Annotated in this window: 21 protein-coding genes and 1 pseudogene; 12 read left to right on the plus strand and 10 right to left on the minus strand. The window is 39.9% G+C overall.

The window, feature by feature from the left end; all coding sequences use genetic code 11:
• Positions 1–18 precede the first annotated feature (18 nt).
• The 8 genes from RCG24_RS20100 (at position 19) to RCG24_RS20135 (ending at position 7,556) form a co-directional block, all read left to right on the plus strand.
• Positions 19–1,185, plus strand: a complete 1,167-nt coding sequence (locus RCG24_RS20100) for an ABC transporter substrate-binding protein (protein ID WP_308077864.1) — start codon at positions 19–21, stop codon at positions 1,183–1,185.
• Between the two features lie 22 nt (positions 1,186–1,207).
• Complete coding sequence (locus RCG24_RS20105) at positions 1,208–2,083, plus strand: branched-chain amino acid ABC transporter permease (RefSeq protein WP_202656156.1); 876 nt, start codon at positions 1,208–1,210, stop codon at positions 2,081–2,083.
• Positions 2,080–3,123 (plus strand): branched-chain amino acid ABC transporter permease, encoded by a 1,044-nt coding sequence (locus RCG24_RS20110; RefSeq protein WP_308077865.1) that lies wholly within the window; start codon positions 2,080–2,082, stop codon positions 3,121–3,123. The genes RCG24_RS20105 and RCG24_RS20110 overlap by 4 nt, the downstream gene beginning before the upstream one ends.
• Before the next feature lie 42 nt (positions 3,124–3,165).
• Positions 3,166–3,930 (plus strand): ABC transporter ATP-binding protein, encoded by a 765-nt coding sequence (locus tag RCG24_RS20115; RefSeq protein ID WP_308077866.1) that lies wholly within the window; start codon positions 3,166–3,168, stop codon positions 3,928–3,930.
• 1 nt (position 3,931) lies between these two features.
• Entirely contained in the window at positions 3,932–4,636 is a 705-nt protein-coding gene (locus RCG24_RS20120) for an ABC transporter ATP-binding protein (protein ID WP_308077867.1), read from the plus strand.
• A gap of 75 nt (positions 4,637–4,711) precedes the next feature.
• On the plus strand, positions 4,712–5,488 hold the full coding sequence (locus RCG24_RS20125; RefSeq protein WP_308077868.1) for an HAD family hydrolase: 777 nt from the start codon (positions 4,712–4,714) through the stop codon (positions 5,486–5,488).
• A gap of 18 nt (positions 5,489–5,506) precedes the next feature.
• Positions 5,507–6,577, plus strand: a complete 1,071-nt coding sequence (locus tag RCG24_RS20130; protein ID WP_308077869.1) for a Gfo/Idh/MocA family protein — start codon at positions 5,507–5,509, stop codon at positions 6,575–6,577.
• A 271-nt stretch (positions 6,578–6,848) separates the two neighbouring features.
• On the plus strand, positions 6,849–7,556 hold the full coding sequence (locus tag RCG24_RS20135) for a DUF421 domain-containing protein (RefSeq protein WP_235888324.1): 708 nt from the start codon (positions 6,849–6,851) through the stop codon (positions 7,554–7,556).
• Between the two features lie 102 nt (positions 7,557–7,658).
• Here the strand turns inward: RCG24_RS20135 and RCG24_RS20140 are convergent, their stop codons facing one another.
• Positions 7,659–8,876, minus strand: a complete 1,218-nt coding sequence (locus RCG24_RS20140) for an MFS transporter (RefSeq protein WP_308077870.1) — start codon at positions 8,874–8,876, stop codon at positions 7,659–7,661.
• A 333-nt stretch (positions 8,877–9,209) separates the two neighbouring features.
• Here RCG24_RS20140 and RCG24_RS20145 point away from each other — a divergent pair, with 333 nt between their 5' ends.
• From RCG24_RS20145 to ltrA, 3 genes are all read left to right on the plus strand, one after another.
• On the plus strand, positions 9,210–9,497 hold the full coding sequence (locus tag RCG24_RS20145) for a hypothetical protein (RefSeq protein WP_202656149.1): 288 nt from the start codon (positions 9,210–9,212) through the stop codon (positions 9,495–9,497).
• A 3-nt stretch (positions 9,498–9,500) separates the two neighbouring features.
• Complete coding sequence (locus RCG24_RS20150) at positions 9,501–9,794, plus strand: AzlD domain-containing protein (protein ID WP_202656148.1); 294 nt, start codon at positions 9,501–9,503, stop codon at positions 9,792–9,794.
• Positions 9,795–10,449: 655 nt separating this feature from the next.
• Positions 10,450–11,778 (plus strand): group II intron reverse transcriptase/maturase, encoded by a 1,329-nt coding sequence (gene ltrA, locus RCG24_RS20155; protein WP_308077871.1) that lies wholly within the window; start codon positions 10,450–10,452, stop codon positions 11,776–11,778.
• A 74-nt stretch (positions 11,779–11,852) separates the two neighbouring features.
• On the opposite strand, the pseudogene RCG24_RS20160 reads toward ltrA, so the two are convergent.
• Positions 11,853–12,080: pseudogene (locus tag RCG24_RS20160) on the minus strand (ATP-binding protein); the annotation flags it as partial.
• 142 nt (positions 12,081–12,222) lie between these two features.
• Between RCG24_RS20160 and RCG24_RS20165 the strand changes: the two are divergent.
• Positions 12,223–12,561, plus strand: coding sequence for a YmaF family protein (locus RCG24_RS20165; RefSeq protein WP_202656147.1), 339 nt, complete (start codon positions 12,223–12,225; stop codon positions 12,559–12,561).
• A gap of 183 nt (positions 12,562–12,744) precedes the next feature.
• Here RCG24_RS20165 and RCG24_RS20170 read toward each other — a convergent pair whose 3' ends face one another.
• The 8 genes from RCG24_RS20170 to RCG24_RS20205 all read right to left on the minus strand — a co-directional run bounded on the left by RCG24_RS20170 (position 12,745) and on the right by RCG24_RS20205 (position 24,023).
• A complete protein-coding gene (locus RCG24_RS20170; RefSeq protein WP_308077872.1) occupies positions 12,745–14,238 on the minus strand; it encodes a YfcC family protein in 1,494 nt (497 codons plus the stop codon).
• Between the two features lie 33 nt (positions 14,239–14,271).
• Positions 14,272–15,621: a M20 family metallopeptidase gene (locus RCG24_RS20175; RefSeq protein WP_308077873.1), complete on the minus strand. Its 1,350-nt coding sequence runs from the start codon at positions 15,619–15,621 to the stop codon at positions 14,272–14,274.
• An 801-nt stretch (positions 15,622–16,422) separates the two neighbouring features.
• Complete coding sequence (arcD, locus tag RCG24_RS20180) at positions 16,423–17,820, minus strand: arginine-ornithine antiporter (protein WP_308077874.1); 1,398 nt, start codon at positions 17,818–17,820, stop codon at positions 16,423–16,425.
• 307 nt (positions 17,821–18,127) lie between these two features.
• Positions 18,128–19,090 (minus strand): carbamate kinase, encoded by a 963-nt coding sequence (gene arcC / locus RCG24_RS20185; RefSeq protein WP_202656143.1) that lies wholly within the window; start codon positions 19,088–19,090, stop codon positions 18,128–18,130.
• Between the two features lie 136 nt (positions 19,091–19,226).
• Entirely contained in the window at positions 19,227–20,237 is a 1,011-nt protein-coding gene (argF, locus tag RCG24_RS20190; RefSeq protein ID WP_202656142.1) for an ornithine carbamoyltransferase, read from the minus strand.
• A gap of 24 nt (positions 20,238–20,261) precedes the next feature.
• Positions 20,262–21,545: an arginine deiminase gene (gene arcA, locus RCG24_RS20195; RefSeq protein WP_202656141.1), complete on the minus strand. Its 1,284-nt coding sequence runs from the start codon at positions 21,543–21,545 to the stop codon at positions 20,262–20,264.
• Positions 21,546–21,829: 284 nt separating this feature from the next.
• Entirely contained in the window at positions 21,830–23,230 is a 1,401-nt protein-coding gene (gene arcD, locus RCG24_RS20200; protein WP_308077875.1) for an arginine-ornithine antiporter, read from the minus strand.
• A gap of 94 nt (positions 23,231–23,324) precedes the next feature.
• Positions 23,325–24,023 carry a Crp/Fnr family transcriptional regulator gene (locus tag RCG24_RS20205; RefSeq protein WP_202656139.1) on the minus strand — a complete coding sequence of 233 codons (699 nt, stop codon included), beginning with the start codon at positions 24,021–24,023 and terminating at the stop codon, positions 23,325–23,327.

Raw genomic sequence — 24,023 nt, forward strand, 5'->3', positions numbered from 1 at the left:
ATAAAGGTGGTCAAGTATATGAAAAATAAAAGAAAAAGCATTTTTAAAGGAATGATTCTAAGTACGCTTGCAGTATTAGCATTGACGGCATGTAATTCTCAGGGTAAAAGCAACACTTCAAAAAGTTCTGGATCGTCTACAAAGGACAGTAAGGTGATCAAAATTGCTCAAATTGGACCTTTTAGTGGAAATGCTGCATCATTTGGAAATTGGGATAACCAAGGAATTATGTTGGTAGTGGATGAAGTGAATAAAAATGGCGGTATCCATGGAAAGAAAATTGAAGTAATCAAGATTGATGATCAAGCTAATCCAACGGTTGCTGTTAATGCCGCACAAAAAGTTGTCAATCAAAATATTGTAGCTGCATTTGCCACTCCATTGAGCACCGGCACTCTTGCTACATTGCAAGTATTTGATCAAGCAAAGATTCCACAATTGACAGCTGGGCAGGATACGTCCATTACGACAAAAGGAAGCAAGTATATTTTCCGTTATAATGCCAACAGTGCTGCTTATACAAAAACAGCCGCAGACTATATTGTTAACAAATTAGGAAAGAAAAAAATAGCTATCATAACGAATTCCGGTGCTTATGGTAAAGGGGAAAGAGATTCTTTCACAAAAGCTTTAAAAGAGTTTGGTGTTGAACCTATAGCAGATGAAGTCGTAACTCCAGATGCAAAAGACTTTACGGCACAGTTAACTAACATTAAGGCAAAGAATCCGGAAGTACTCTATATGGGGACAGAAAATATTCAAATGGGCTTAATAACCAAGCAAGCTATCGCCTTAGGATTAAAAGCTCAAAGGGCTGGGGGATCTGCTGCAGACCCGATTTTCGTAAAAACAGCCGGTGTCGAAAATGCCGAAGGAACCATTTTTACAACTCAATATATTCCAGATGCAAATGAAAAAACGAAAGAATTTAACGAAGCAGTTAAGGCGAAATATGGAATTGAAGGAGAGTTTCATATTGCCAAGGCTTACGATGGAGCAATGATGCTTGTAGAAGCCTTAAAAAACGCCTACCCCAATTTAGATGGAGAAACAGTTGCTAAAGAATTAAGAAAATTAAACTATAGCGGAATTACTGGAGACTACAAATTTGATGAAACAGGAGAAGGTACGGATAAAGCACAAATGGCTGTTATTAAGGACGGCAAAGCTACACTACTTCAATAAACGATAAAAAAGGAGCCAACCGATGAATGGAACAGTATTGATTCAAAGTTTAATTGGCGGATTAGGTATTGGCAGTATCTATGCATTAGTTGCTATCGGCTACTCTCTAGTTTATCGGACAATGGGATTAGCAAATTTTGCTCATGGAAATATTCTGATGGTTGGGGCGTACATCGGGACAGTTTTTTATGTCTCGATGCATACCAACTTTATTATCGCCATTATTATCTCCTCCATTTTAATAGGTATTCTAGGAATGGTAATGGAAAGAATACTTAGGCCACTCGGCAAAATGGATCTTATCTATATGATGCTTGGGACATTAGGGATCGGGATTGTGTTGCAAAATTTAGCCATCATTATTTGGGGAACTGATGGAATTGCTGTTCAATACCCAATTAAAAATGAGCCCTGGGTTATTGGAAACATTTCCATTTCTCCTTATACGCTAGTTATTATTTGTGCTTCAGCAACAGTAGTATTAGCGTTGCAGTTTTTCCTCCATAAGACAAAACTCGGTTTAGCAATGCGTTCATCTGCCCAAGAAAAGGAAATGTCGTTAGTCTTAGGAATGAATGTAAACCTGATGAACGCATTAACCCTAGGTTTGGGATCGGTACTAGCTGCAATAGCGGGGGTGATGGTAGGTCCAGTTTTCTATGTAAGCCCGGATATGAGTAGTTCCGTAGGAATAATTGGTTTTGCTGCAGCCATTTTGGGTGGATTTGGAAGTATACCAGGGGCCATTATTGGTGGACTCACGTTTGGTGTCCTGCAAACAATGGTGGCAACCCAGGTTTCAGAGTGGAGTCAAGTAATTGCCTTTGTTATTTTTGTTTTTGTCTTAATCATTAAGCCATCTGGCATCGTTGGAGAAAGAGTGGTGGATAAAATTTGACCTTAAACAAAGTGGCTGTAGATAAAACAGCAAACGAGCGAATGGATAACCAGGCTGAATTAACCTTTAGTTTAAACGAACGGAAGCTAACTAATTCCAAAAGCAAAGCCAATTATTGGATTGCATTTGCAGTTGGCGTGGGACTTTTGTTGCCATTTGCAGCGAATACTTACCAAATTCATATACTTAATTTGGTAGTTTTATATATTATGCTGGCCATTGGATTGAATTTAACAATGGGCTATTGCGGACAATTAAATCTGGCACATGTTGCCTTTTATGCTGCAGGCGCTTATACATCAGCGATTCTTACAACTACCTACCAATTTAATTTTTGGTTAGCTTTACCGATATCAATTTTAGTCAGCGTGTTTTTAGGTGTATTAATTGGCCTTCCCTCATTAAGGGTTCGAACGCATTATTTGGCGATTGCTACGTTAGGTCTTTCCATTGCGGTGAATGAAACCATAGTGAATTTGGATACTGTCACAGGCGGGCCCGTAGGAATTACAGGAATCCCGAAGCCTTCTTTTTTCGGTATTTTGCTTATCACCGAATATAGTTACTATTATTTAGTTTTTGCTTTTACACTACTGTTGTTCTTATTCTCAAGGCTGGTCGTGAAACATGGTATCGGACGCAGTTTCAGAGCTGTACGTGATGATCATATTGCCGCCCAATCCCTAGGAATAAATGTTGCCAAACAACAAATTTTGGCCTTTGCTTTTTCCGGTTTATTTGCCGGGGTTGGCGGGGTTTTATATGCTCACATGCTTTCATATGTCAGCCCGGATACGTTTACATTTAATGAAATGATGTTCATTTTAACCATTGTCGTTATTGGCGGACTCGGTAATATTTACGGTTCCATTGCAGGTGCTGTTATTCTGCTAATCTTGCGGGAATGGTTGCTACAATTTGAAAATTGGCAGCAGGTTTTATACGGGGCAATGATTGTGGCTTTAGTGGTATTTATGCCAGGCGGATTAGTTAGTATTAAATCGCTTTTTCAGAGACGAAAAAAGGCAGGTTCGTCCTAATGCAAATAATAAATTTACACAAAACTTAAAAGGAGATAGCCGATGGAACTACTAAAAATCGCCAAGGTTTCCAGAGAATTTGGGGGGCTGAAGGCTATAAATGATGTGTCTTTTTCTGTTAAAAAAGGAGCGATTCATGGGGTAATTGGCCCAAATGGTTCCGGAAAAACAACTCTTTTCAACGTAGTCAGCGGTCATTATAAACCGACCAGCGGTGAAGTGTGGTTTGAAAATAAGCCAATCCATAAGCTGCCACCATATAAAATCTGTAGAGCCGGTCTAGCCCGGACCTTTCAAAATCTGCGACTGTTTAAACAAATGACGGTTCTAGAAAATATTTGTGCCGTTTTGGACGAATCATCAGGGGTTCGTATTTTGGATTATTTCCTTTTTCCAAATCGGGTTTTGCGGATTGAAAAGGAAACGGTCTTAAAGGCCGAGAAGTTGTTGGAGGATTTTAATTTAAGTGAATGGTGGAATGTCCAAGCAGATAGTCTACCCTATGGGGTTCAAAAAAGAATGGAAATTGCAAGGGCACTTGCAACAAATCCGAAATTGCTCTTGCTGGATGAGCCGGCGGCCGGTTTAAATCATACAGAAACTGATGAATTATCAGGTATTATTAAACATATCCGGGATGATTTAGGCATTACGGTTGTCTTAATTGAACATGATATGAAAATGGTTATGTCGATTTGTGAAACGATAACGGTCCTTAATGAAGGTCATCTGTTAATAGAGGGTACACCGGAAGTCGTTTCGAACGATAAACAAGTCATCTCGGCCTATTTAGGGGGGGAATGGTAATATGCTGGATATCCGAGATTTGGACATTTATTATGGGAAAGTCCATGCTGTTAAAGGGGTTAATTTATCAGTAGAAGAGGGTGAACTTGTCTCCATATTAGGGGCCAATGGGGCTGGTAAAACCAGCATTCTTAAGGCAATCTGCGGTATTACAAAGGCAGCGGGAGGACAAATTTATTTAAATAGCAAGGATATTTTGAATATGAAGCCCCATAAACTAGTCAAACAAGGATTAGGGTATGTTCCTGAAGGACGGAAAATTTATCCGCTTTTAACCGTAAAGGAAAACCTAATGGCGGGTGCTTATCATCGTAAAGATCGGGCAGGAATTGCTGCGGATTTGGAACGGATCTATGAGTACTTTCCTATTTTAAAAACGAAAAGTAATGTATTGGGAGGAAATCTTAGCGGGGGACAGCAGCAAATGCTGGCAATCGGCAGGGCACTGATGACAAAACCCAAGTTCCTTATTTTGGATGAGCCCTCTATGGGTCTGGCGCCAAGTGTGGTGGGTCAGATTTTTCAGATTATTGGGCAGTTACGGAAGGAAGGGATGACCATTCTTTTGGTTGAGCAGAATGCTTTTCATGCTTTAACCATATCTGATCGTGCATATGTCCTAGAAACAGGAAGAATAGCACTTGAGGGCAGTGAACAGGAGCTGAAAAACAATAATCAGGTTAGGGAAATCTATCTTGGAATGTAATTCAAAAAAGGTGTAGTACATGTTTGGAGCTACAGGGCTTTATATCCCTTCACAAATTAGGAGAGAATGAAATACATGCAAACATTTAAAGCAATTGTACTTGATATGGATGGTACACTGTTAACAAAAGATGGAAAAATCCCAAACAAAACGAAAAACATTCTGCTGAAATTAAAAGATAAGGGGATAAAAATCTTCTTGGCAACAGGGCGCCCAATTAGTACTTCTTTACCATACCACCAAGAACTTGATTTGGAAACACCGCTGATTTGTTTAAACGGGGCTGTTGTTTATGATCGCTTAAAGCAAAAGGTATTAAGCCAGGCCCCTATTTCATTTGAACTTATCAATCTTGTAAAAGAGACCGTAATGGATAATGCAAAAGCAATGGTTTGTCAAACTTTTCAATCAAATTATCAGCTTATAAACTTAATTGGTGAACAGATCGAACGATATTGGCCTGTGGAAAAAGCAGGGGTCATGCCGGGAAATGACGAACCATTTCTAAAAATGAAAATCATGTTCAACAGTAAAAGCTTTGCCTCGTACATAGTGAACAAGTTTACCCCGGTCTTACAGGTTTCAAACTGGGGGGATTGGTTTGAAGTGACAAGCCAGTCTGTCACAAAGTGGACCAGTTTCCATTCGGTTATCAAACAATATGGGATTCATGTAAGAGACGTGATTGCGTTCGGGGACGGTGTAAATGATATTGATTTAATAAAAAATGTTGGCATAGGAGTGGCAATGGAGAATGCCCTCCCCATTCTTAAACAAGTAAGTAAATATTCTACTTCGTCAAATGAAGATAATGGGATCTTTCATTTTTTAAACAATTATCATGTTTCTTAAATTATTGGAGGAAAAAAAGTGAAAAATATTAGAATTGCCGTTTTAGGAATGAATCAAGGATATAAATTTGCCAAGGATGCCTTAACCATTCCAGGGGTTGAACTTGTCGCTGTGGCAGGGAATAATGAGCAGGCCGAAAGGAGAGCACAAGAACTGGAGGTCCCGCTTTATAAAAATTATCAAGAGCTGATTGAAGAATGCCAGGACTTAGATGGTATAATCATTACCCTTCCAAATGGTTTACATCGTGAAGTAGTTGAACTATGCGCAGAAAAGGGGATTCATGTTTTAGTGGAAAAACCGATTGCTGCAACTGTTGAGGATGCGGAGACAATGGTAAATGCAGCGAGAAAAAATCAAATTAAATTGCTCGTCGGCCATCACCGCCGTTTTTCGAACAAATTAATAAAGTTAAGAGAGATTATTTCATCAGGCGCTCTCGGAGAATTAACGGGTGTCAATATGTTATATATGCTTGCAAAGGATCATTCTTACTTTTCCGAAAAATGGAGGCTGACCCAAGGGGGAGGTCCGATGCTGATTAATGGGATTCATGATATTGACACTTTATTATTTGTGACAGGTTTAACGATTAAAAGTGCCTATACAGTTATGCAAAACAAAATTAGAAATAATCCTGTAGAGGATACTGCTGCGATTATACTCGAAACAGTAGAAGGGCCAATTATTAATTATTTCCTCTCTGACGGAACACCTTCCCCGTGGTCATATGACTCAACCGCTAAGGAAAATCCTAAATTTGCCCAGTATGAAGAAAATTGTTATAAAATATTTGGGACAAAGGCAAGCATCGCCTTCCCAAGTTTTGAAATTTACACTTATGATGAAAATCATTTTGGCTGGGAACATAAATTACAGAAGAGTAAAGTTGAAGTAGTTGATAATGACCCAATGATGGCTGAACTGCTGCATTTTATAAATATATTAAATGGAAAGGCAGAGCCATTTGTGACTGGAGAAGATGGACTTGAAACATTAAAAGTGATAACAGCGATAAAATCATCGGCGGAACGCAAGCAGAAGGTTGAAATTAATCTATATCAACAAAAGAAAAAAATTACTCAATAATGACATTTTAATAAGATATAAATTTGATACAACACAAGGGAATCTCTCTGTTAATCCTTTGTGTTTTTATTTTCGAAAATTGAGCTTACAATTAAACATCTTAACATACTATTATTACCAAAAAAAGAAACCGGACAACATTGTGATACGTTTCACATAATTTTCACTTTTTTTAACAAACGTATTTCCCTTGGTTTAGATATAGCTGATCATTCCCATACTAACGATAGCAAATATTGCGAATTGGAATCTTCTCAGAGGTGAAACCCGTTTGGAACTGATTTACCGTGCAGTAACCGTCTTTATGGTCGGATTTTTATTTTTGCGGCTGACAGGAAAAAAAGCCGTAGCCGAAATGCACTCTTTCGACTTATTGTATATTTTTGTTCTTACGAATATTATTAGTACGCCGGTGGAGGTCGCTAGCCTTGGAAAAGCGATTATGTATGCTGCCATCACCGTGATGATTTATAAACTAATCGTTCGTTTATCTTTACATAACAAACTTAGATGGATTATGTATGACAGTCCTACGGTCTTGATTCGCAATGGGGACATTGATCGGAAGGGACTGAAAACGGTGCGGATGCCGGTGGCTGAATTATTGGGGCATTTACGGGTCAAAGGGTATTCCGATACGCAAAATATTGCTCTGGCGGTGATGGAGGAGACAGGGGAGATCAGTGTCATTCCTAAGTCTGAATACAGACCGGTGCAACCGAATGATCTTCAATTACAAGTAAAGCAAGAATATCTGCCGATTCCCTTAATCATGGACGGACAAATTATCTCTCATAATTTAAAATACCTCAACCTGGACTTAGACTGGCTTTTACAGGAGGTTAAAACAGCAGGGCAAAAGGTAGAAAATATTATCTTGGCCACCTTTCAAGAAAACGGCAAGCTATTTATTGATCATAATGAGATTCAAGAGCATCAACATAATCCTTATTACTATAGACCAGGGAAAGATCATTAAGAGGTGTCCAAAGGTACCTAAAAAGGATAATAAACTATATGAAAACACTAAGTATAAAGTAAAGGGCTGCCAAAAGTGTATTTTTGGACAGCCCTTATAAATTTACTTACTGGAACATCTAGTTTCTACTCCATGACTTATTCGTAAAAGGCGCTTGGATAAAATACAAACGACAAGTAAACAAGCTGCAGAGAAGAAAAACACTGAAGAAACACCCATTTGTTCCGATAAAAAACCAACAACCAAGGTCGAGATCCCGAAAACTGGGGTATAAATCGTATGAAAAGCAGCATAGACAATGGCTAACTGTTCTTTGGGGGTTACTTTTTGGAACAAGGTTTGCAACGGTATCCCTTTCAACTGAGAACCAACCCCGACAAAGAAGGAACATACAAGTGCGATCAGTCCTACACTTGTATAACCAAATATGAATGTTGCTCCAGCTGATAGTATCGCCCCGCCCAATACGACAACCTTCATTCGTTGCTGTACCCAAGCATCAAAGCGAATCATTAATAAACTGATTCCGATCATTCCCGCAAAAAATGCCGCATTAATGAAGCCCCACCAAGCGCTTGATTGTCCTAATACTTCTTTCACATAGACAAGTAAAATCGCTGATACCCAGACAGCTGATGCCGCACTTTCAAACAGATCAATCCATAAAAAGCTTCTTTGCAGCTTACTTTGAAAAATAATCTGAAATCCTTCGGTTACTTGTTTGAAAAGAGAACGATTTTCTTCTTTTTCAACTTGAATTTTAGCCAAAAAGAAAAAGGCAGTAGCTGCAATTCCATATAGGCAAACGGAGAACAAGATAACATTTTCAGCTGAAAGCCAAAGCAGCAGGGAACCTCCGATCATCCAGCTGGCAATTTGCATTACCTGGTCAATGGATTCGGCTATACTATTCGCCTTCATAAGCTCCAATTCAGCTACATACTGCGGAATCATACTTTGCTTTAGTGGATTTGCAAACCCATCCAAGAAAGAAATACAAATAATGAAAAGCAGCAGAACGAAGATCGATGGATGATGAGTCATGATGACAATCAGCCAAACCATCGTTAATAAGATTGTTTTAACGAACTGAGTGATCGTTAACAACAAATTGATGTGAATTTTTGCCAAAACAAGTGGTGTCACTACCCCGGCCGCAAAAAGTGAAAAGGTCATGACAAAAGGTATCCATGAAGCATAGAAGGCCGAACCGGTTGTATTATAAACAAGGCTGATGATTGCAACAATATAAAAGATATCTCCTAAATTTGCTGCTGTTTGTCCGAGTAACAGACGTAAATAGTTTTTATTTTTAAACATGCCAATCCCCCATTATTTACTCAAATTTAAGTGAATAACAGGGTTTAAATTAGCTGGTTCGGCATCTAAACGCTCCTTTCTCTATGTAACCGGCTTTTGCAAGAAATGGGGGAATCTTGCAAAAACGTCTATTACGGAATTTTGAACTCCCAGCAAAAGATTAAAACCACCATGATCTTCAGATGTTGGGAACCCGTCAGCATTTTAAAAAATCGTACGCTAAGGATATAAGAAATCGACTTTTTTATTATGAAGTTATTAAGGAATAAAATCCATAACAGTCCGATAATACCTTAGGGAATATCGGCTTTTTATTCAAATTAGCGTGGGCTTATGTTTACTTCCTATGCAACTTGGGTTTTAGGTACTTTAATTGGAGAATTGTTAGCCCATTTTATACCTTTATCGATTAGTTCCATAATGTCAATCTCTTTGTATGCCATGTTTATCGGATTATTAGTTCCAGCAATTCGTAACTCTTGGAAGCTTATTTTAATTGTAATACCTAGTGCTCTATTAAGTTATTTATTTGGTTTGTTTTTAAAGGGTGGGTGGCCAATAGTTATTGCTACAATTTTAGGAAGCGCATTAGGAATGGTTTTTAAAATGGAGGAGGATTAAAAGATGTGGGTAATGATTACTATTATAGGAATGGCCATTGTTACGTACATTTCTCGCCTTGCCCCTGCATTTATTATAGGGCGGTTTACTATACCCAATTGGCTTGAAAATTGGTTAAAATGCGTTCCTTATGCAGCTTTGGCTGCCTTAATCTATCCTGGAATACTTACAGTAAATGAACACAAACCTTTCGTAGGATTAATTGGTGGGTTTGTTGCAGTTGTATTAGCTTACTTTCGTCTGCATATTTTATTTGTGATTATATGCGCAATTATGACAGCATTTGTGCTGTCATAATTTTGTGCGCTTGGCAGCGCATCGGACTAGAGGGTGAAAGTCCCGAACACACCGAAGTGGCGGAAGTGTATAGCTGACAGGTAGTGCATTGCCGTGAGGAAATGTGCAGAGGACTTGAAGGCAAAACCTGGAACAGGCGACTATTTAACCATGTTGGCTGGCTGAGTCGGATAACCCTGCAAAATAAGGGAGTGTCCAAAACCACAAGAAGGCTCTGTTAGTTAGGAGGACTGGATTCAGGGGAAAGCCCGATGACGTGACCCAAGGAGGTCTCATCGTCTCCATACATACTATGGTAAACCTTAAACAAGTCAGTGATTGGCAAGTTAAGGCTATGGATGGTGAGAAGTCAGAGCAGGGGATAGTAGTGAACAAACTTACCGGAAAGGTCGCAAAGGTAAGTGACTCAATACCTAGTTATTGAGAGGAGCCATAACCCAAAAGGTATGGACTCTATGCGAAGCCCGTCTGTCCATGGAAGAGAAACTGAGTTAGCTTAGAATACGTCATGTCCATACAGAAACCGAGAGGACAAATCCATAGAATCGGGGTTGAACAGAAGGGTAGACCGTATGGGGCGTAGTACTTTATGGATCTGTTGATATTGCCGAGGTTGGGCTAGTTAATCATCAGACTGAAAGGAAAGAAACGGAACATGAACGGAAAAGAAGACAAACAAGGTTTTCGTGAGGGAGTAAAGACTCCACAAAAGAAGAAATGGTATAGTCTCATAGATAAAATATGGGCAATGCCTAACATGGAGGAAGCCTTTAAAGAGGTAAAAAGGAATCGTGGAGCCGCAGGGGTAGACGGAGTAACCATTAAAGCATTTGAATTTGGTGTGGAGGATAATGTACAAATCCTTCAACGTGAGTTACGAGAAAAGACATACAAGCCGAGACCTGTGAAGCGTGTATATATTCCAAAGGCTGACGGTTCAAAAAGACCTTTAGGCATCCCAACCGTGAGAGACCGAGTAGTACAAGCTTCTGTACGTAGAATAATAGAACCAATATTTGAAGCTAAATTTCTTGATTGTAGTTTTGGTTTTCGACCGAATCGAAGTGCACATATGGCATTAGAGAAAATCCGAAAGGATTTACTGGATGGGTATGTGTACGTAATTGATGCAGACCTGAAATCATATTTTGATACAATTCCGCATGACAAACTTATGACTTTAGTTAGGGAAGAAATAGTGGACGGAAGTGTCATTAGATTGCTTGAAAGTTTTCTCCAAGCAGGAATTATGGAGGGTGGCAGTTTCCATCTAAATGAAAAAGGTACTCCACAGGGCGGTGTCATCAGTCCGTTACTTGCGAACATATATTTGCATCCATTGGATGAACTTATGACAGAAAGAGGGCATCGCATTACACGATATGCAAATGACTTCGTTATTTGTTGTAAATCACAAAAGGGTGCCGAAAGGGTACTTAAATCAGTCACTCGATTCCTTGAACAAAAACTCGGATTAATCATCCATCCCGAAAAGACTAAGATTGTTAATAATATGAATGAATCATTTGTTTTTCTGGGGTATGAATTTAAACAAGCTTTCTGGGTTAAACCTTCTAAGAAATCTATAAAGAAGTTTAAAAGTAAAGTCAAGGAGATAACAAAGCGAAACCAAACGGTGAACATTGAAAAACTGATTAAAGAAAGACTCAACCCATATTTAAGAGGATGGGGAAATTATTTTGGATATTGGCACTCAAAGACACTAATGGTTAAGTTTGATAAATGGATTAGAAGAAGATTACGGTCTGTTCAATTAAGAAGTTGGAGGAAAATAAGGAAACTACATAGGGAGTTACGCAGAAGAAAATGGAAAGGGGAACTTCCACAGCTTCGGATGTATGCATGGAGAAGTTCAAAGTGTAAACCCGTAAACGTAGCCCTTCCAAATGAATGGTTTTATAAAGAGAAAGGTCTTGTTTCTCTTGTGGATATTTACAATGAACATCATCCCCAACGGGGATAATCATGGAGGAGCCGTATGCGATGACCCGCACGTACGGATCTGTGAGAGGCGCATGAGTAATTCATGCGCCTACTCTATTGAGCATGGCGAACAATGCGGTCAAGAATCGCATCTGCTATCTGTGCCTGTCCCAGCCTAGAGTGCCACCGTTCGGGCGAGAATTGGGAACAGAATATAGTAGAAGTTCTCTTTATTTTTGCCTCAATAATTTCCAAGACGTGAAGGGCATTCTCCTCTAAAAGCTCAGTTAATAACCATTCATCAAGTATCAATAGATCAATCTTCTTGTATTTTTGGATGAGTTTACGGAAGCTGTCTGTTTCCTAACATATTTTTACTCCTCATTAATATCATGGTAATAAAGCCGGGGGACTCGCAGCGTCTGTTCAGTAAGAGACAGGGAAGGGAATCCATCAAAGATAAAATGACAAGGAGTGAAGGGATTTGGCGAAGGTTGGGAAGGATGATTTTGTTACTGGGTTTGTACCGCATCATAATCACGGTTCGGTGGATTACACTTCAATGGAAGCAGGGCATGTTCATCAATGTTTAGATGTAACGTCTCCACCGATACCGACACAGGATGGCAGTCATATTCATTATACGGAGGGCTATGTTGTGTTTGAAGACGGCCATACTCATCATTACAAAGCCTACTCGGGGCCGGCCATTCCTGTAGGAAATGGGATGCATGTCCATTATTATGACTTTTATACAAGTGAGGACGACGGCCACCGCCATCATGTAACAGGAGTAGATAAAGCCGCTCCTGGTAATAGGTAATACTAATACAAAATCAACCTAGATACTTTGACGGAGTCATTCAGCGTTTTGAATTTACCTTTGAGCTTGGATGGAAGAAGAAATACAAAAAATAAATTAGCTATCCCTTCTTGCTGAAAGGATAGCTAATTTACGGTTTAATGCTTCATATGACAGCGGTCTTTGAACAAATAATCGCCTTTATTAGCTCATCATTGCTGCAGCACTTAAAATAACCATGATCACAACGGAAATGACGACAACTAATTTCCAAACATGTCTTAGATAGGTGCTGTATGGAATCCGGGCAATTGCCAGAGCACCCATGATAACAGCACTCGTTGGTGTAACTAAGTTGATGACACCTGAGGCACTTTGATAAGCAGTGATCACCAAGTCGCGGCCGACATGAGCAAAGTCTGCTAAAGGTGCCATAATTGGCATTGATAAGGTTGCCAAACCGGATGTTGAAGGTACCAAGAAAGATAACGGCAGGTAGAATAAGAATGAAATATTCGTAAACGCCACTGAACCTAAATGTTCCAGTGCACCTTCGCCCCAGTGAAGCACAGTTGCTGTCATTCCACCAGCATTCATAACAACGGTAATCCCGCGGGAAATACCGATAATAATGGCTACACCTAATAAATCAGCAGCGCCTCTCATAAACGTGCTGGTATATTCTTCCTCGCCCATTTTATAGATAAAGGCAATGATGATCGAAGAAACGAGGAATAACATCGTTAATTCACCAAACCACCAGTCGCCAAGCGGAATCATCCCGCCCAATAATTTTCCGATGAACGGAATCTTTCCAAGCCAATTGACCAAATCTTCAAAAATGGTAACGTGGAATTTTGCAGCCCATGGAATAACCCCTAAAATCATGACCACAAAGGTTAAGCCAAACACTGTTAAAACAGCTTTATGACGGCTGGTAAATTCAACGTCTCCTGTTTGTTGAGATAAGAAATGCTTTTCATTATCTTCTTTCATATTGGCAATCAGTGATTTGGAAGGGTCGTCTTTCACCTTTTTGGCATAGCGCATCACAAACAGGATCGAAATGATTAAGGTAACAACCAGAATAATCACACGTAATCCTATACCATCACCAATGGATACGCCGGCAAATCCAGAAGCAATCCCTGTAGCAAACGGGTTAACGGTTGAACCTAAGCAGCCAATTCCAGCCCCGATGGCGATAATGGAGACTGCTGTTAATGCATCATAACCAGCGGCAATTAGAACTGGAATTAAGATTGGATAGAAAGCAATTGTTTCTTCCGCCATACCGTAGGTTGTCCCGCCGATCGCAAACAACGTCATCAAAATGGGTATCAGCCACTGCTCTCGTCCTTTTAATTTCCGGATAACTCTGGTAATTCCGGCATCAATCGCACCCGTTTTCATAATAATACCGAGGAACCCTCCGATTACAAGAACGAATAAGGCAATATCGACGGCATCAAAGAATCCATTGATTGGGGCATTGAGAACCTCCCAGAGTCCTTGCGGAGTTTGCTTATCAACGGGCAGCTGATGATAAGTCCCAGCGATTGGAATTTGTTCACCTGTCGCTTTGTCTACTTTTGTATCGTACTTACCGCCTGGAACAACCCAGGTTAAAGCGGCGATGACAACAATAATTAAGAATAATAACGTGTAAGCTGTGGGCATTTTAAACTTTTTTTTCATGATAATTCCCCCCATTATATAAGATATTTAAATCTAGTGGGTTAACTCGTAAACAGCTCTTGCGTAAATCTCCATCGCCCTGAACAATTCTTTTAATTCAACATGTTCGTTTGGCTGATGTTCAGTTTTCGCTTGATTAGGGAAAATAGCACCGAATGCCACAAAGTTTTCCATTGCTCGGGCATAAGTGGCACCACCTGAAGAAATCGGCTCTGATACGAGATCACCAGTAACTTCCTGATAAACCTTCATCAATGTTTTAATTAGAAAATGATCTTTTGGAACATAAATCGAACGTAAAAAGTCAAATTCTTTGTATTCCAAGCCATATTTCTTGGCTGCATCGGCTAATTGGCGGACAACCTCATCCTTGTTAGCCGTAACAGGAATACGCATATCAATCGAAAGTTGTTCCATCTCATCGGTTATGGCAATCTTTCCAACATTGAATTTCAGTTTTCCGGAAACTTCATCTTCACATTCACCGAAAATTTTCACGGCAAACGGATCTTCCTGAACTAAATCATTAATAAATTCGATTGTTTTTGATGTAAAACCGATTTTTTTCAATGCCATTAATAGTCGGTTAATCGCATTGATTCCTTCTTCGGTTACTTGAGCATGAACCGCTTTCCCTAAAACGACAATTTCCTGGCCTTTTTGTTCATAGGAAAATCCCAGTTCATCCAAAGCAGCTGCTAATTCAGTTTGCTTTTCACCGCTATAGTGGGCAGAGTCAGGCACCGCATTAAAGGCACTGCCGGATTGCAGCCGCAAGCTTGTTTCATTTTTTCCTTGTAAATGAAGCTGTAGCAGACCTTTTTCGGCATAAACTAATGGAAATGTCGAGTCCGGTGTAAAGCCCATTGTCGGAATTTCTTCGATTTCGCAGTAGCGTTTCATGTCGCGCCATAAGGTTTCCTCATCGGTTCCAAAAATGAAGCGAACGCGCTTATTAAAGGTAACACCGAGATTCATTAGCGCCTTTACGGCAAAGAGGGCAGCAAGAGTCGGTCCCTTATCATCCTGGGTACCGCGCCCATACATAATTCCGTCTTTTATGACCGCTTCAAATGGTGATGTCTGCCATTCATCGAGGCTTCCAGCCGGGACAACATCAAGGTGACCCAAGATGCCAACCATTTCTTCTCCTTCACCAATTTCAGCGTAGCCGTAATAACCTTTTGGATCATAGTAAGTACGAAAGCCTAACTGCTGACAGATCTCTAATGCTTTTTTAAGAGCTAGGTCAATTTGTTTTCCAAATGCGAAATCCCTTTCATTTTCATCAATAACACTAGGAATGGCGATTAGCTCTGTCAGTGCCTGATGAAAATCTGATTCAACTTTGCGCAGTTCAGGAATTAAGTTATCTAAGCTCATTGTGATCTTTCAGCCTCCTTTAGAAAAATTTTTTTAGCCGATAGGAAAGGATAATCTTTCCTATGAGGCATAAGTGCAACTACGTCTCTGTCTTCGTCTAGAGGCACGCCAATCGGCGAGTTTTCTTCAAGATAGGAAAGAGATCAATTGAGTAATAAGCTGTAATCACATTTCTCCATTCATATAGTTGCGTATTCGCCTTCATTTTAGTATAGCTATCTAATAATTCACATGAATAAATTGTGAACATTCTCACGATGGCAAAATTAATAATTTCAAGGATTCACTATATTTTTTTAATTCACAACAAAAGGTTATATGCAAAAAAGAAAGTAATGTTTTTAGGGTTACCATTTTCTCTCCATTTCAATCAGAATGTTAATGGCAGGAAAGGAAATATATCACCCAAGGTTTTCCTCAGCTAGGTGTTTGTTTGATGTGTTATGTAAAAGAGGAAATTCCTTTATCCTAGAAGGACCGGGCGGTTTTTCGCCCGGTTTTCTTATTGTCCAGCTTCAGCGCCTAGCGGCTAGTGTCCTTCGCTCTCCGCCCTACGATAAGTCAACATCGAATCGCCTCCTGCTTCTGCGCCAAAGCTTATTCAACGAAGCTGATGTTCAGCTCGTCGCAAAGCCTAGGAAGCATTTTCAGGTAGTTACTTGGCTCTTCGTGTTTCCTTTATCTCAGTTGGAGCGCTCCACAAGGAAGGCTTCGACAGCATTTGCATCGCACGAAGGAAAAGCGATAGCTTTTTCGAGGAGGCCATACGCCGCTGACCAAGGCGCTTCCGCTTTTCTGGTCCTAAATATTGATTTGTCCTGTTGCTAACATGATAATAGCGACAATCGCAAGGATGATGAAAATAATCGCCCAGACCAGTTCAAAGGTTTTAAATGTCTTCTGGCCATTTTCCTTTTGGGCATATCGAAAGACCAAGATTCCAATTGCATACAACAATGAAGTTAGCACTAAATAACTAAGCCCTGCTGCATATAACAGCCATACCCCATAGATGGAAGCAATAATACCAATGACCATTTGCTTGGTATCCTTTTGCTGGCTGCTATATTTCACTTGATAGAGAGTAGAGAAAAGATAGGGTACTAAAATTGCCGAACTGGCTAACGAATAGGCGAATTGGTATGGTTTGTCGGAAATTAACAAGGTAAGCAAGAATAATTGCACCAACACATTGGTAATAATTAACGAATTTACTGGTGCCTTATTCTTATTTTCTTTAGCAAAATATTTTGGTAAAATTCCATCTTTTGCTGCGACATAAGGCAACTCAGCAGCCAATAGTGTCCACCCTAATAAGGCACCTAAGAGGGAAACGATTAACCCTAAATTGACGATCGCTGCTCCCCAAGGGCCGACAACTTCTTTTAATACATAAGCCATAGAAGGGCTCTTTAAATTTGCCAGTTCTGCCTGTGACATAATTCCATAGGATAACAAGGAAATCAACACGTAAATAACCAAGGTGGAAAGTAAACCAATGACCGTCGCTTTTCCGACATCTTTCATATTCTGGGCTCTACTTGACAGAACAACTGCCCCTTCGATCCCAATAAACACCCAAAGGGTAACAAGCATGGTACTCTTTGTTTGACTCAATACATCGGAAAGATGAAAACCATTCTTCCCCCAGAAATCGAGGCTAAAGGTATCGATATTAAAGGCAAAAATGACAATGATGATGAAGAGGAAAATCGGCACAAGCTTACCAATGGTAACAACTAGATTTACCAGTGCTGCTGATTGAACGCCCCGTAAGATGAGAAAGTGCATGAGCCAAAGAATTATGGAAGCGCCGATAATCGAAGCAACATTTCCTCCGTTAAATATCGGTATAAAATAGCCAATTCCACTAAATAAAAGTGTTAAAAATGCAATATTACCTAGCCATGCTGACAACCAATACCCCCAGGCTGAATTAAATCCCCAATAATTACCGAAACCTGCTTTGGCATAACTAAAGACACCGCCTTCTAAATCAGGCCGTTTATTGGTTAAATTCTGAAATGAAAACCCTAAGGTGATCATCCCGATTCCAGTGATAATCCAGCCAAGTATGACCGCTCCGGCACTGGCCCCTGAGGCCATATCAGAAGCGATATTAAACGCTCCACCGCCGATCATCGAACCAATGACCAAGGCAATGAGCGAAATCAAACCAAGTTTTTTTTCATTTTCCAAGTGAACACCTTCATTTCTTTAAGGAAGTTATGCTGCCATCCCCATGATGTCTGTCCTTCTTTAAGCTAATAGGATGGATAAATTCAATTGTGCTCTGTCTTCGTCCTTAAGGGCCCGCCAATAGGCGAGTTTTCATTTATTGTGACAATTTGAAGGTGTCTGATACCACAGGGAATAGTCAGCGCTCACGATAGCGTAGCCGCTATTACTGCTTTGATGATTATAATATTTGTTTATGGAAAGGAGTATCCAAGGAGCTCCGAAGTAAATGGAGCTCGATTGGAATGACTACTCCAAATCAATAATTTTAAGCGATAACTGGGGCCCCATGCATGGAAACGACTGTTCCAGCTGTGCCGTTTAGCGCGTTAAATGCTTGATCTAATGAAGTAATGATGGTTTTGCGTTCAGGGTTGGTTTTCGCAAATTGGATCGCTGCTTCAACCTTCGGAAGCATGCTGCCGGCTGCAAAATGACCAGCCTCGATGTAAGCATTTAATTCATCAATGGTGACATCTTCAAGTTTCTTTTGAGTTGGTTTATTAAAATCGATATAAACATTATCAACTGCTGTTAAAATGATTAACGCATCTGCACCAACAAGCTCAGCAAGCTTTTCGGAAGCAAAGTCTTTATCAATAACAGCCTCAACGCCAGTAACTCCAGCTTCCGTTTCAATCACAGGAATGCCGCCGCCGCCAACAGAAATAACAATATGTCCCTGTTCAACGAGAGAATTGATAACGGCATGTTCTTTTATGCTGACAGGTTTAGGTGAAGGAACAACTCTTCTCCAGCCGCGACCGGCATCTTCTTTAAAGCTGGCACCGGTTTCTTCAGCAATTCTTTTAGCTTCTTCTTCACTGTAGAATGGCCCAATTGGCTTTGTTGGATTGCTGAATGCCTGATCCTTTTGATCGACAACAACACGAGTAACAACGGTTGCTACATCCTTTTGGATACCGCGCTCTTTTAATGCTTTTTCCATTGCATTTTGCATCCAGTACCCAATCATGCCTTGGCTCATCGCACCACATGTATCAAGCGGCATAGCTGGGTTTTTAACAGAATCAGCGGCAGCCTGCTGTAGTAAAATATTTCCGACCTGAGGGCCGTTACCGTGGGAAATAATGATATCAATTCCCTGAGCGATAAAATCAACTAATTGTCTCGCAGTTTTTTCAAGTGCCTGTTGTTGGGCAGCAGCGGTTGCATCTCCGGATTGGATGGCATTTCCGCCTAAGGCAATAACAACTTTTTTATTTTTCATAGTATAAACCTCCGGGTCGTAAATATACTGATAAGAAGGAAGGGATGTTCCTTCAGAAACAATATTTTATAGATAACTTTTATAGATAACTAAAGAAAGGAGAGGGAGACAGACTCCTTCTCCTGCATTAAAGAAATTAATCTAATTTGCCAAGAGTTGCGGCCATGACGGCTTTGATGGTATGCATTCTGTTTTCAGCTTGGTCAAATACTTTTGAATGTTTGCTGCGGAATACTTCATCAGTTACTTCCATTTCAGGAAGACCATGTTTTTCATGAATATCACGGCCATACTTTGTTTCTAGATCATGGAAAGCAGGTAGGCAGTGTAAGAAAATTACATTGTCATTGCCTGTCTTTTTGATCATTTCCATGTTGACTTGATATGGAGATAGAAGCGCAATTCTTTCAGCAAATTTATCTTCTTCACCCATAGATACCCATACGTCAGTATAAATTACATCGGCATCAGCAACGCCTTCTGCAACATCGCTGGTGATGGTTACACGACCGCCAGATTGTTTTGCTAAGTTTTCTGCTAATTCCACAATGTCATTAGCTGGGAATAATGACTCAGGAGAACAAATCCGTACGTCCATTCCAACAAGGGCACCGCCAACAAGCAAGCTGTTAGCAACGTTGTTACGGCCGTCGCCAACATAGACAAACTTGATGCCTTCAAGATGGCCAAAGTTTTCTTTTACTGTTAAGAAGTCAGCAAGTGTTTGGGTTGGATGCCATTGGTCAGTCAAACCATTCCAAACCGGAACGCCGGAATGTTCAGCCAGCATTTCTACCTTTTTGTGTTCAAAGCCACGGAATTCAATCCCATCAAACATGCGGCCTAATACTTTTGCTGTGTCTTCGATTGATTCTTTTTTACCTAATTGGATATCGTCTTTTCCTAAATATTCAGGATGTGCACCAAGATCAATACAAGCAACTGTGAAGGCACAGCGTGTACGAGTAGATGGTTTTTCAAATAACAATGCAATATTTTTACCTTCTAAATAACGGTGTTTGATGCCCCGTTTTTTCTCGTCTTTTAATTTCATTGCTAAATCGATAAAAGATACAAATTCTTCTTTTGTAAAATCCATTTCACGAAGAAAGCTTCTTCCGTGTAATTTAGATACAGTTGCTTCCATATTTAATCTCTCCTATCAAACAAATTACTTACGAAGATCCTCACGAACAATTGGCATGCTCATGCAGCGAGGGCCCCCACGGCCACGGGATAATTCCGAGCTTAAGACTTCAATGACCTCAATTCCGTGCTCACGTAACAATTGATTCGAAATGTAGTTGCGGTCATATGTCACAACAACACCTGGGGCAATGGCCAATGTGTTGGAACCGTCATTCCATTGTTCACGGGCAGCAGCAATTTCATCACCGCCACCGCAAGGGATAAGGATCAGCTCGCTGAGTCCAAGAGCTTCTTTTAAAGCTTCTTGAAGGTTGTTGCGATGTGTGATATTAACATGGTCTTCATCCGGACCTTTTTCAAGGATGTATACGTTCATGTTGCCTTCTGGTCCTTGAATAGCTGGGTGAATCGTAAACTTGTCATAGTCTACCATTGTAAAGACGGTATCTAGGTGCATGAAGGCACGGCTCTTAGGAATCTCAACAGCTAGAACTTTCTTGAAGGAGCTGTTCTTTTTAAATAGATTAAGAGCCAGTTTTTCAATTGCTCTTGCAGATGTACGTGCAGAAACCCCAATAGCAATGACTTCATTACTTAAAATAAGTTCGTCTCCACCTTCAATTGGGAATTCATAATCACGATCTAGCCAAACTGGAACATCATGACCGGCAAATCTTGGATGATGTTTAATAATATATTCCATAAATAAAGATTCACGGCGGCGTGCAGGCTCACGCATTTTATTAATCGTTAAACCATTGCCCATACTTGCTGCAGGGTCACGAGTGAAATAAAGGTTTGGCATTGGATCCAAATAAAATGGATAATGGTCTTCCATTAACTCGTATAAACGGGTCTTCTTGCTCGTTTCGATTTCCTTTTTGAGGACACCGCTCATGATTTTATCAACCATATCTGGGGTTGAGAATGACAATAAATATTCTTTTAATGCTTTTCCAGCACCATTGACATTTGCGTTGCTTTCGCGTAAAATGTCATCAACAAATTGATTTTTTAGTTCTGAATTATTGAGTGTTTCAGAAACTAATTTTTCGAGGTATAGTACTTCTACGCCTCGATTTTTTAATGTCTCGGCAAAGTAGTCATGTTCTCTTTGGATAATTGGTAGATATGGAATGTCGTCGAATAATAGCCGTTGTAAATACTCTGGCACTAGGTTTTCAACTTCTTTTCCAGGCCGTTTCAATAGAACGGTTTTTAAAGTACCAATTTCTGATGTGACATTGATCGGATGACTTAATTTGGTTGTTTCTCTCTCGCGTGTCGTCTCTTGAATACTGCTCATCTTTCTTCCTCCTTTTTATTAACTTCCTTGCTACAACTTTATTTTAGGCAATGTGCAAGAAAAATTTTGTTTGCCTCTTCACAATTAAACTGTTAAATTCATTACATTTTTTTGTTGTTTGTATAAGGGGATTTGCATACTTATGAATATATTCATAAAAAATATTGATTTTTAAAGGAAATAATTGAATAACCAACGGATGTCACACAAATGACAAAGATGAATTCGCAAAATTAAAACGATTAGTAATAGAAGAAAGGTTGGCAAATTGCCAACCTTTTTAACTATATTTGAATTTTTCCTGTTGCTAGCATGATGATTGCAATAATGGCAAACAGAATAAAGAGACATGCCCATAAGAGTTCAAATGGTTTAAACGCTTTCTGCTGCTTTTCTTTGGCGGCGTATAAGAAAATGAGAGTACCCAGTGAATATAATATCGATGTCAATAATAAATAGGTCACCCCTGCTGCATATAAGATCCAAAAACTATAGATAGAAGCAATGATACCAATAATTATTTGTTTTGTTTCTTTATGCTGCCAGCTGTACTTCACTTGATATAAAGCCGAAAAAAGGTAAGGCACTAAGATGGTCGAACTGGCCATCGAAAAAGCAAACTGGTAAGGCTTATCGGAAATTAACAAGGTTAGAAGGAATATTTGAATCAAAAGTCCCGTGAAAATAAGGGAGTTCGTGGGAACATTATGCTTATTTTCCTTCGTGAAAAATTTCGGGAAAGTTCCATCTTTTCCTGCCAGATATGGAATTTCTGCAGAAAATAAAGTCCAGCCAAGCAGAGCCCCCAGTAACGAGATAATCAAGCCAAGATTAATAAACATGGCCCCCCAAGGACCCACGATACTTTCCAGAACATATGCCATCGAAGGGCTTTTTAGACTTGAAAGTTCCCCTCGGGTCATGACACCCAAGGATAATAAGGAGATTAAAATATAAATCGTTAAGGTGGACATTAAGCCGATGACCGTCGCTCGGCCAACGTCCTTTTTCTTCCGAGCCCGGCGTGATAAAACAACAGCCCCTTCCACTCCGGTAAAAACCCATAGTGTGACGAGCATCGTACTTTTCGTTTGGGTCATAACGTTTGCTAGGTTAAATGACGTGCCACCCCAAAAATCTAATGTGAAGGTATGAAAATGAAACGCAAACAGGGCAATGACAATGAATAAAAAGATCGGGATGAGCTTCGCAATCGTCACAACGATATTCATGATGGCCGCGGTTTGAATTCCTCTGGAGATAAAGAAAATTAATAACCAAAGGAAAACAGAAGCCCCCAGCACGGAAACGAGATTAGCGCCATTGAATATCGGTAGAAAATAGCCGATCGCACTGAACAGCAGGGTTAAAAAGGCGACGTTTCCGAGCCAGACAGACAGCCAATAACCCCAGGCAGAGTTAAATCCAAAATAGCTGCCAAAACCTGCCTTGGCAAAACTGTAGATTCCGCCATCTAAATCCGGCCGTTTATTGGTTAAATTTTGAAAGGTAAAAACTAATGCGATCATGCCAATTCCTGTAATGATCCAGCCAATGATAATTGCGCCGGCATTTGCCCCTGCTGCTAAATCAGAAGCAACATTAAATACGCCACCGCCGATCTGTGAACCAATGACTAGGGCAATTAATGCCAAAATACCTAGATTATTTTCTTTGTTTTCCATTATTACCATCCTTATATGTAAAAATTAAAAGGCCAGCCTATTGCACAACGAATGGGTTAGTGCAGTAGTTGCTGACCCCTTCTTAAGTATTTCCTTAAAGATCATCAAAATAATCTGGCTGATGAAAGCAAATCTTTTTCTCTTTAACGGAGATAATTCCTTCTCTTTTTAATTGATTCATAATCAAGCTGACTGTTTCCCTTGTGGTACCGGAAATTTTCGATATATTTGCGGCAGTAAGCGGGCAAGGGATCATAAGTTCATGTTCACTGATTTCACCAAGGTCTTCCATCAAGAACTTAAGGGCATGAAGGACTCTTTCCTGGGCATTCGGTACGATGATTTGTTGCATCCGCTGTTGGTGAAGTTCGAGAATGGTAGAGAGTTTTGAAATGGTATGGATTAATGTCTTTGCACTGGACTTAAGCATCTCTTCGAGTATAGGTGTTGGCACAAAATAAACCATGATATCGGTAGCGGCAATCGCCGTGTTTTTATAGCACGGATCGTTGAAAATACCGCAGTAAGGAAACATTTGGTTCTTTTTTACATAGTCAATATAGTGAATGCTGCCATCTTCATTACTATTTTCATACATAACATAGCCATCCAATAAGAAGAAGATTTTATCGCGCGGATCACCTTCCATAAAAAGGCGTTGATTTTTTTTGTAAGAACGAAAATAAAAATAAGGAATATACTTTTGTAATGTTTTGGCTGGGAGTAATTTTAAATTGGGAAACTGCTGCAAATCAGAAAGTACATCCATTTGTAAGACTGCTGAATTTAGCAA

Source organism: Neobacillus sp. OS1-32 (assembly GCF_030915425.1).
Taxonomy (GTDB): domain Bacteria; phylum Bacillota; class Bacilli; order Bacillales; family Cytobacillaceae; genus Neobacillus; species Neobacillus paridis.

Bases quoted from the DNA above. Each gene is read 5' to 3' on its own strand.
- RCG24_RS20100 (WP_308077864.1), top strand. From the start codon at position 19: ATGAAAAATAAAAGAAAAAGCATTTTTAAAGGAATGATTCTAAGTACG.
- RCG24_RS20105 (WP_202656156.1), top strand. From the start codon at position 1,208: ATGAATGGAACAGTATTGATTCAAAGTTTAATTGGCGGATTAGGTATT.
- RCG24_RS20115 (WP_308077866.1), top strand. From the start codon at position 3,166: ATGGAACTACTAAAAATCGCCAAGGTTTCCAGAGAATTTGGGGGGCTG.
- RCG24_RS20120 (WP_308077867.1), top strand. From the start codon at position 3,932: ATGCTGGATATCCGAGATTTGGACATTTATTATGGGAAAGTCCATGCT.
- RCG24_RS20125 (WP_308077868.1), top strand. From the start codon at position 4,712: ATGCAAACATTTAAAGCAATTGTACTTGATATGGATGGTACACTGTTA.
- RCG24_RS20140 (WP_308077870.1), bottom strand. From the start codon at position 8,876: ATGTTTAAAAATAAAAACTATTTACGTCTGTTACTCGGACAAACAGCA.
- RCG24_RS20145 (WP_202656149.1), top strand. From the start codon at position 9,210: ATGTTTACTTCCTATGCAACTTGGGTTTTAGGTACTTTAATTGGAGAA.
- RCG24_RS20150 (WP_202656148.1), top strand. From the start codon at position 9,501: ATGTGGGTAATGATTACTATTATAGGAATGGCCATTGTTACGTACATT.
- ltrA (WP_308077871.1), top strand. From the start codon at position 10,450: ATGAACGGAAAAGAAGACAAACAAGGTTTTCGTGAGGGAGTAAAGACT.
- RCG24_RS20170 (WP_308077872.1), bottom strand. From the start codon at position 14,238: ATGAAAAAAAAGTTTAAAATGCCCACAGCTTACACGTTATTATTCTTA.
- RCG24_RS20175 (WP_308077873.1), bottom strand. From the start codon at position 15,621: ATGAGCTTAGATAACTTAATTCCTGAACTGCGCAAAGTTGAATCAGAT.
- arcC (WP_202656143.1), bottom strand. From the start codon at position 19,090: ATGAAAAATAAAAAAGTTGTTATTGCCTTAGGCGGAAATGCCATCCAA.
- argF (WP_202656142.1), bottom strand. From the start codon at position 20,237: ATGGAAGCAACTGTATCTAAATTACACGGAAGAAGCTTTCTTCGTGAA.
- arcA (WP_202656141.1), bottom strand. From the start codon at position 21,545: ATGAGCAGTATTCAAGAGACGACACGCGAGAGAGAAACAACCAAATTA.
- arcD (WP_308077875.1), bottom strand. From the start codon at position 23,230: ATGGAAAACAAAGAAAATAATCTAGGTATTTTGGCATTAATTGCCCTA.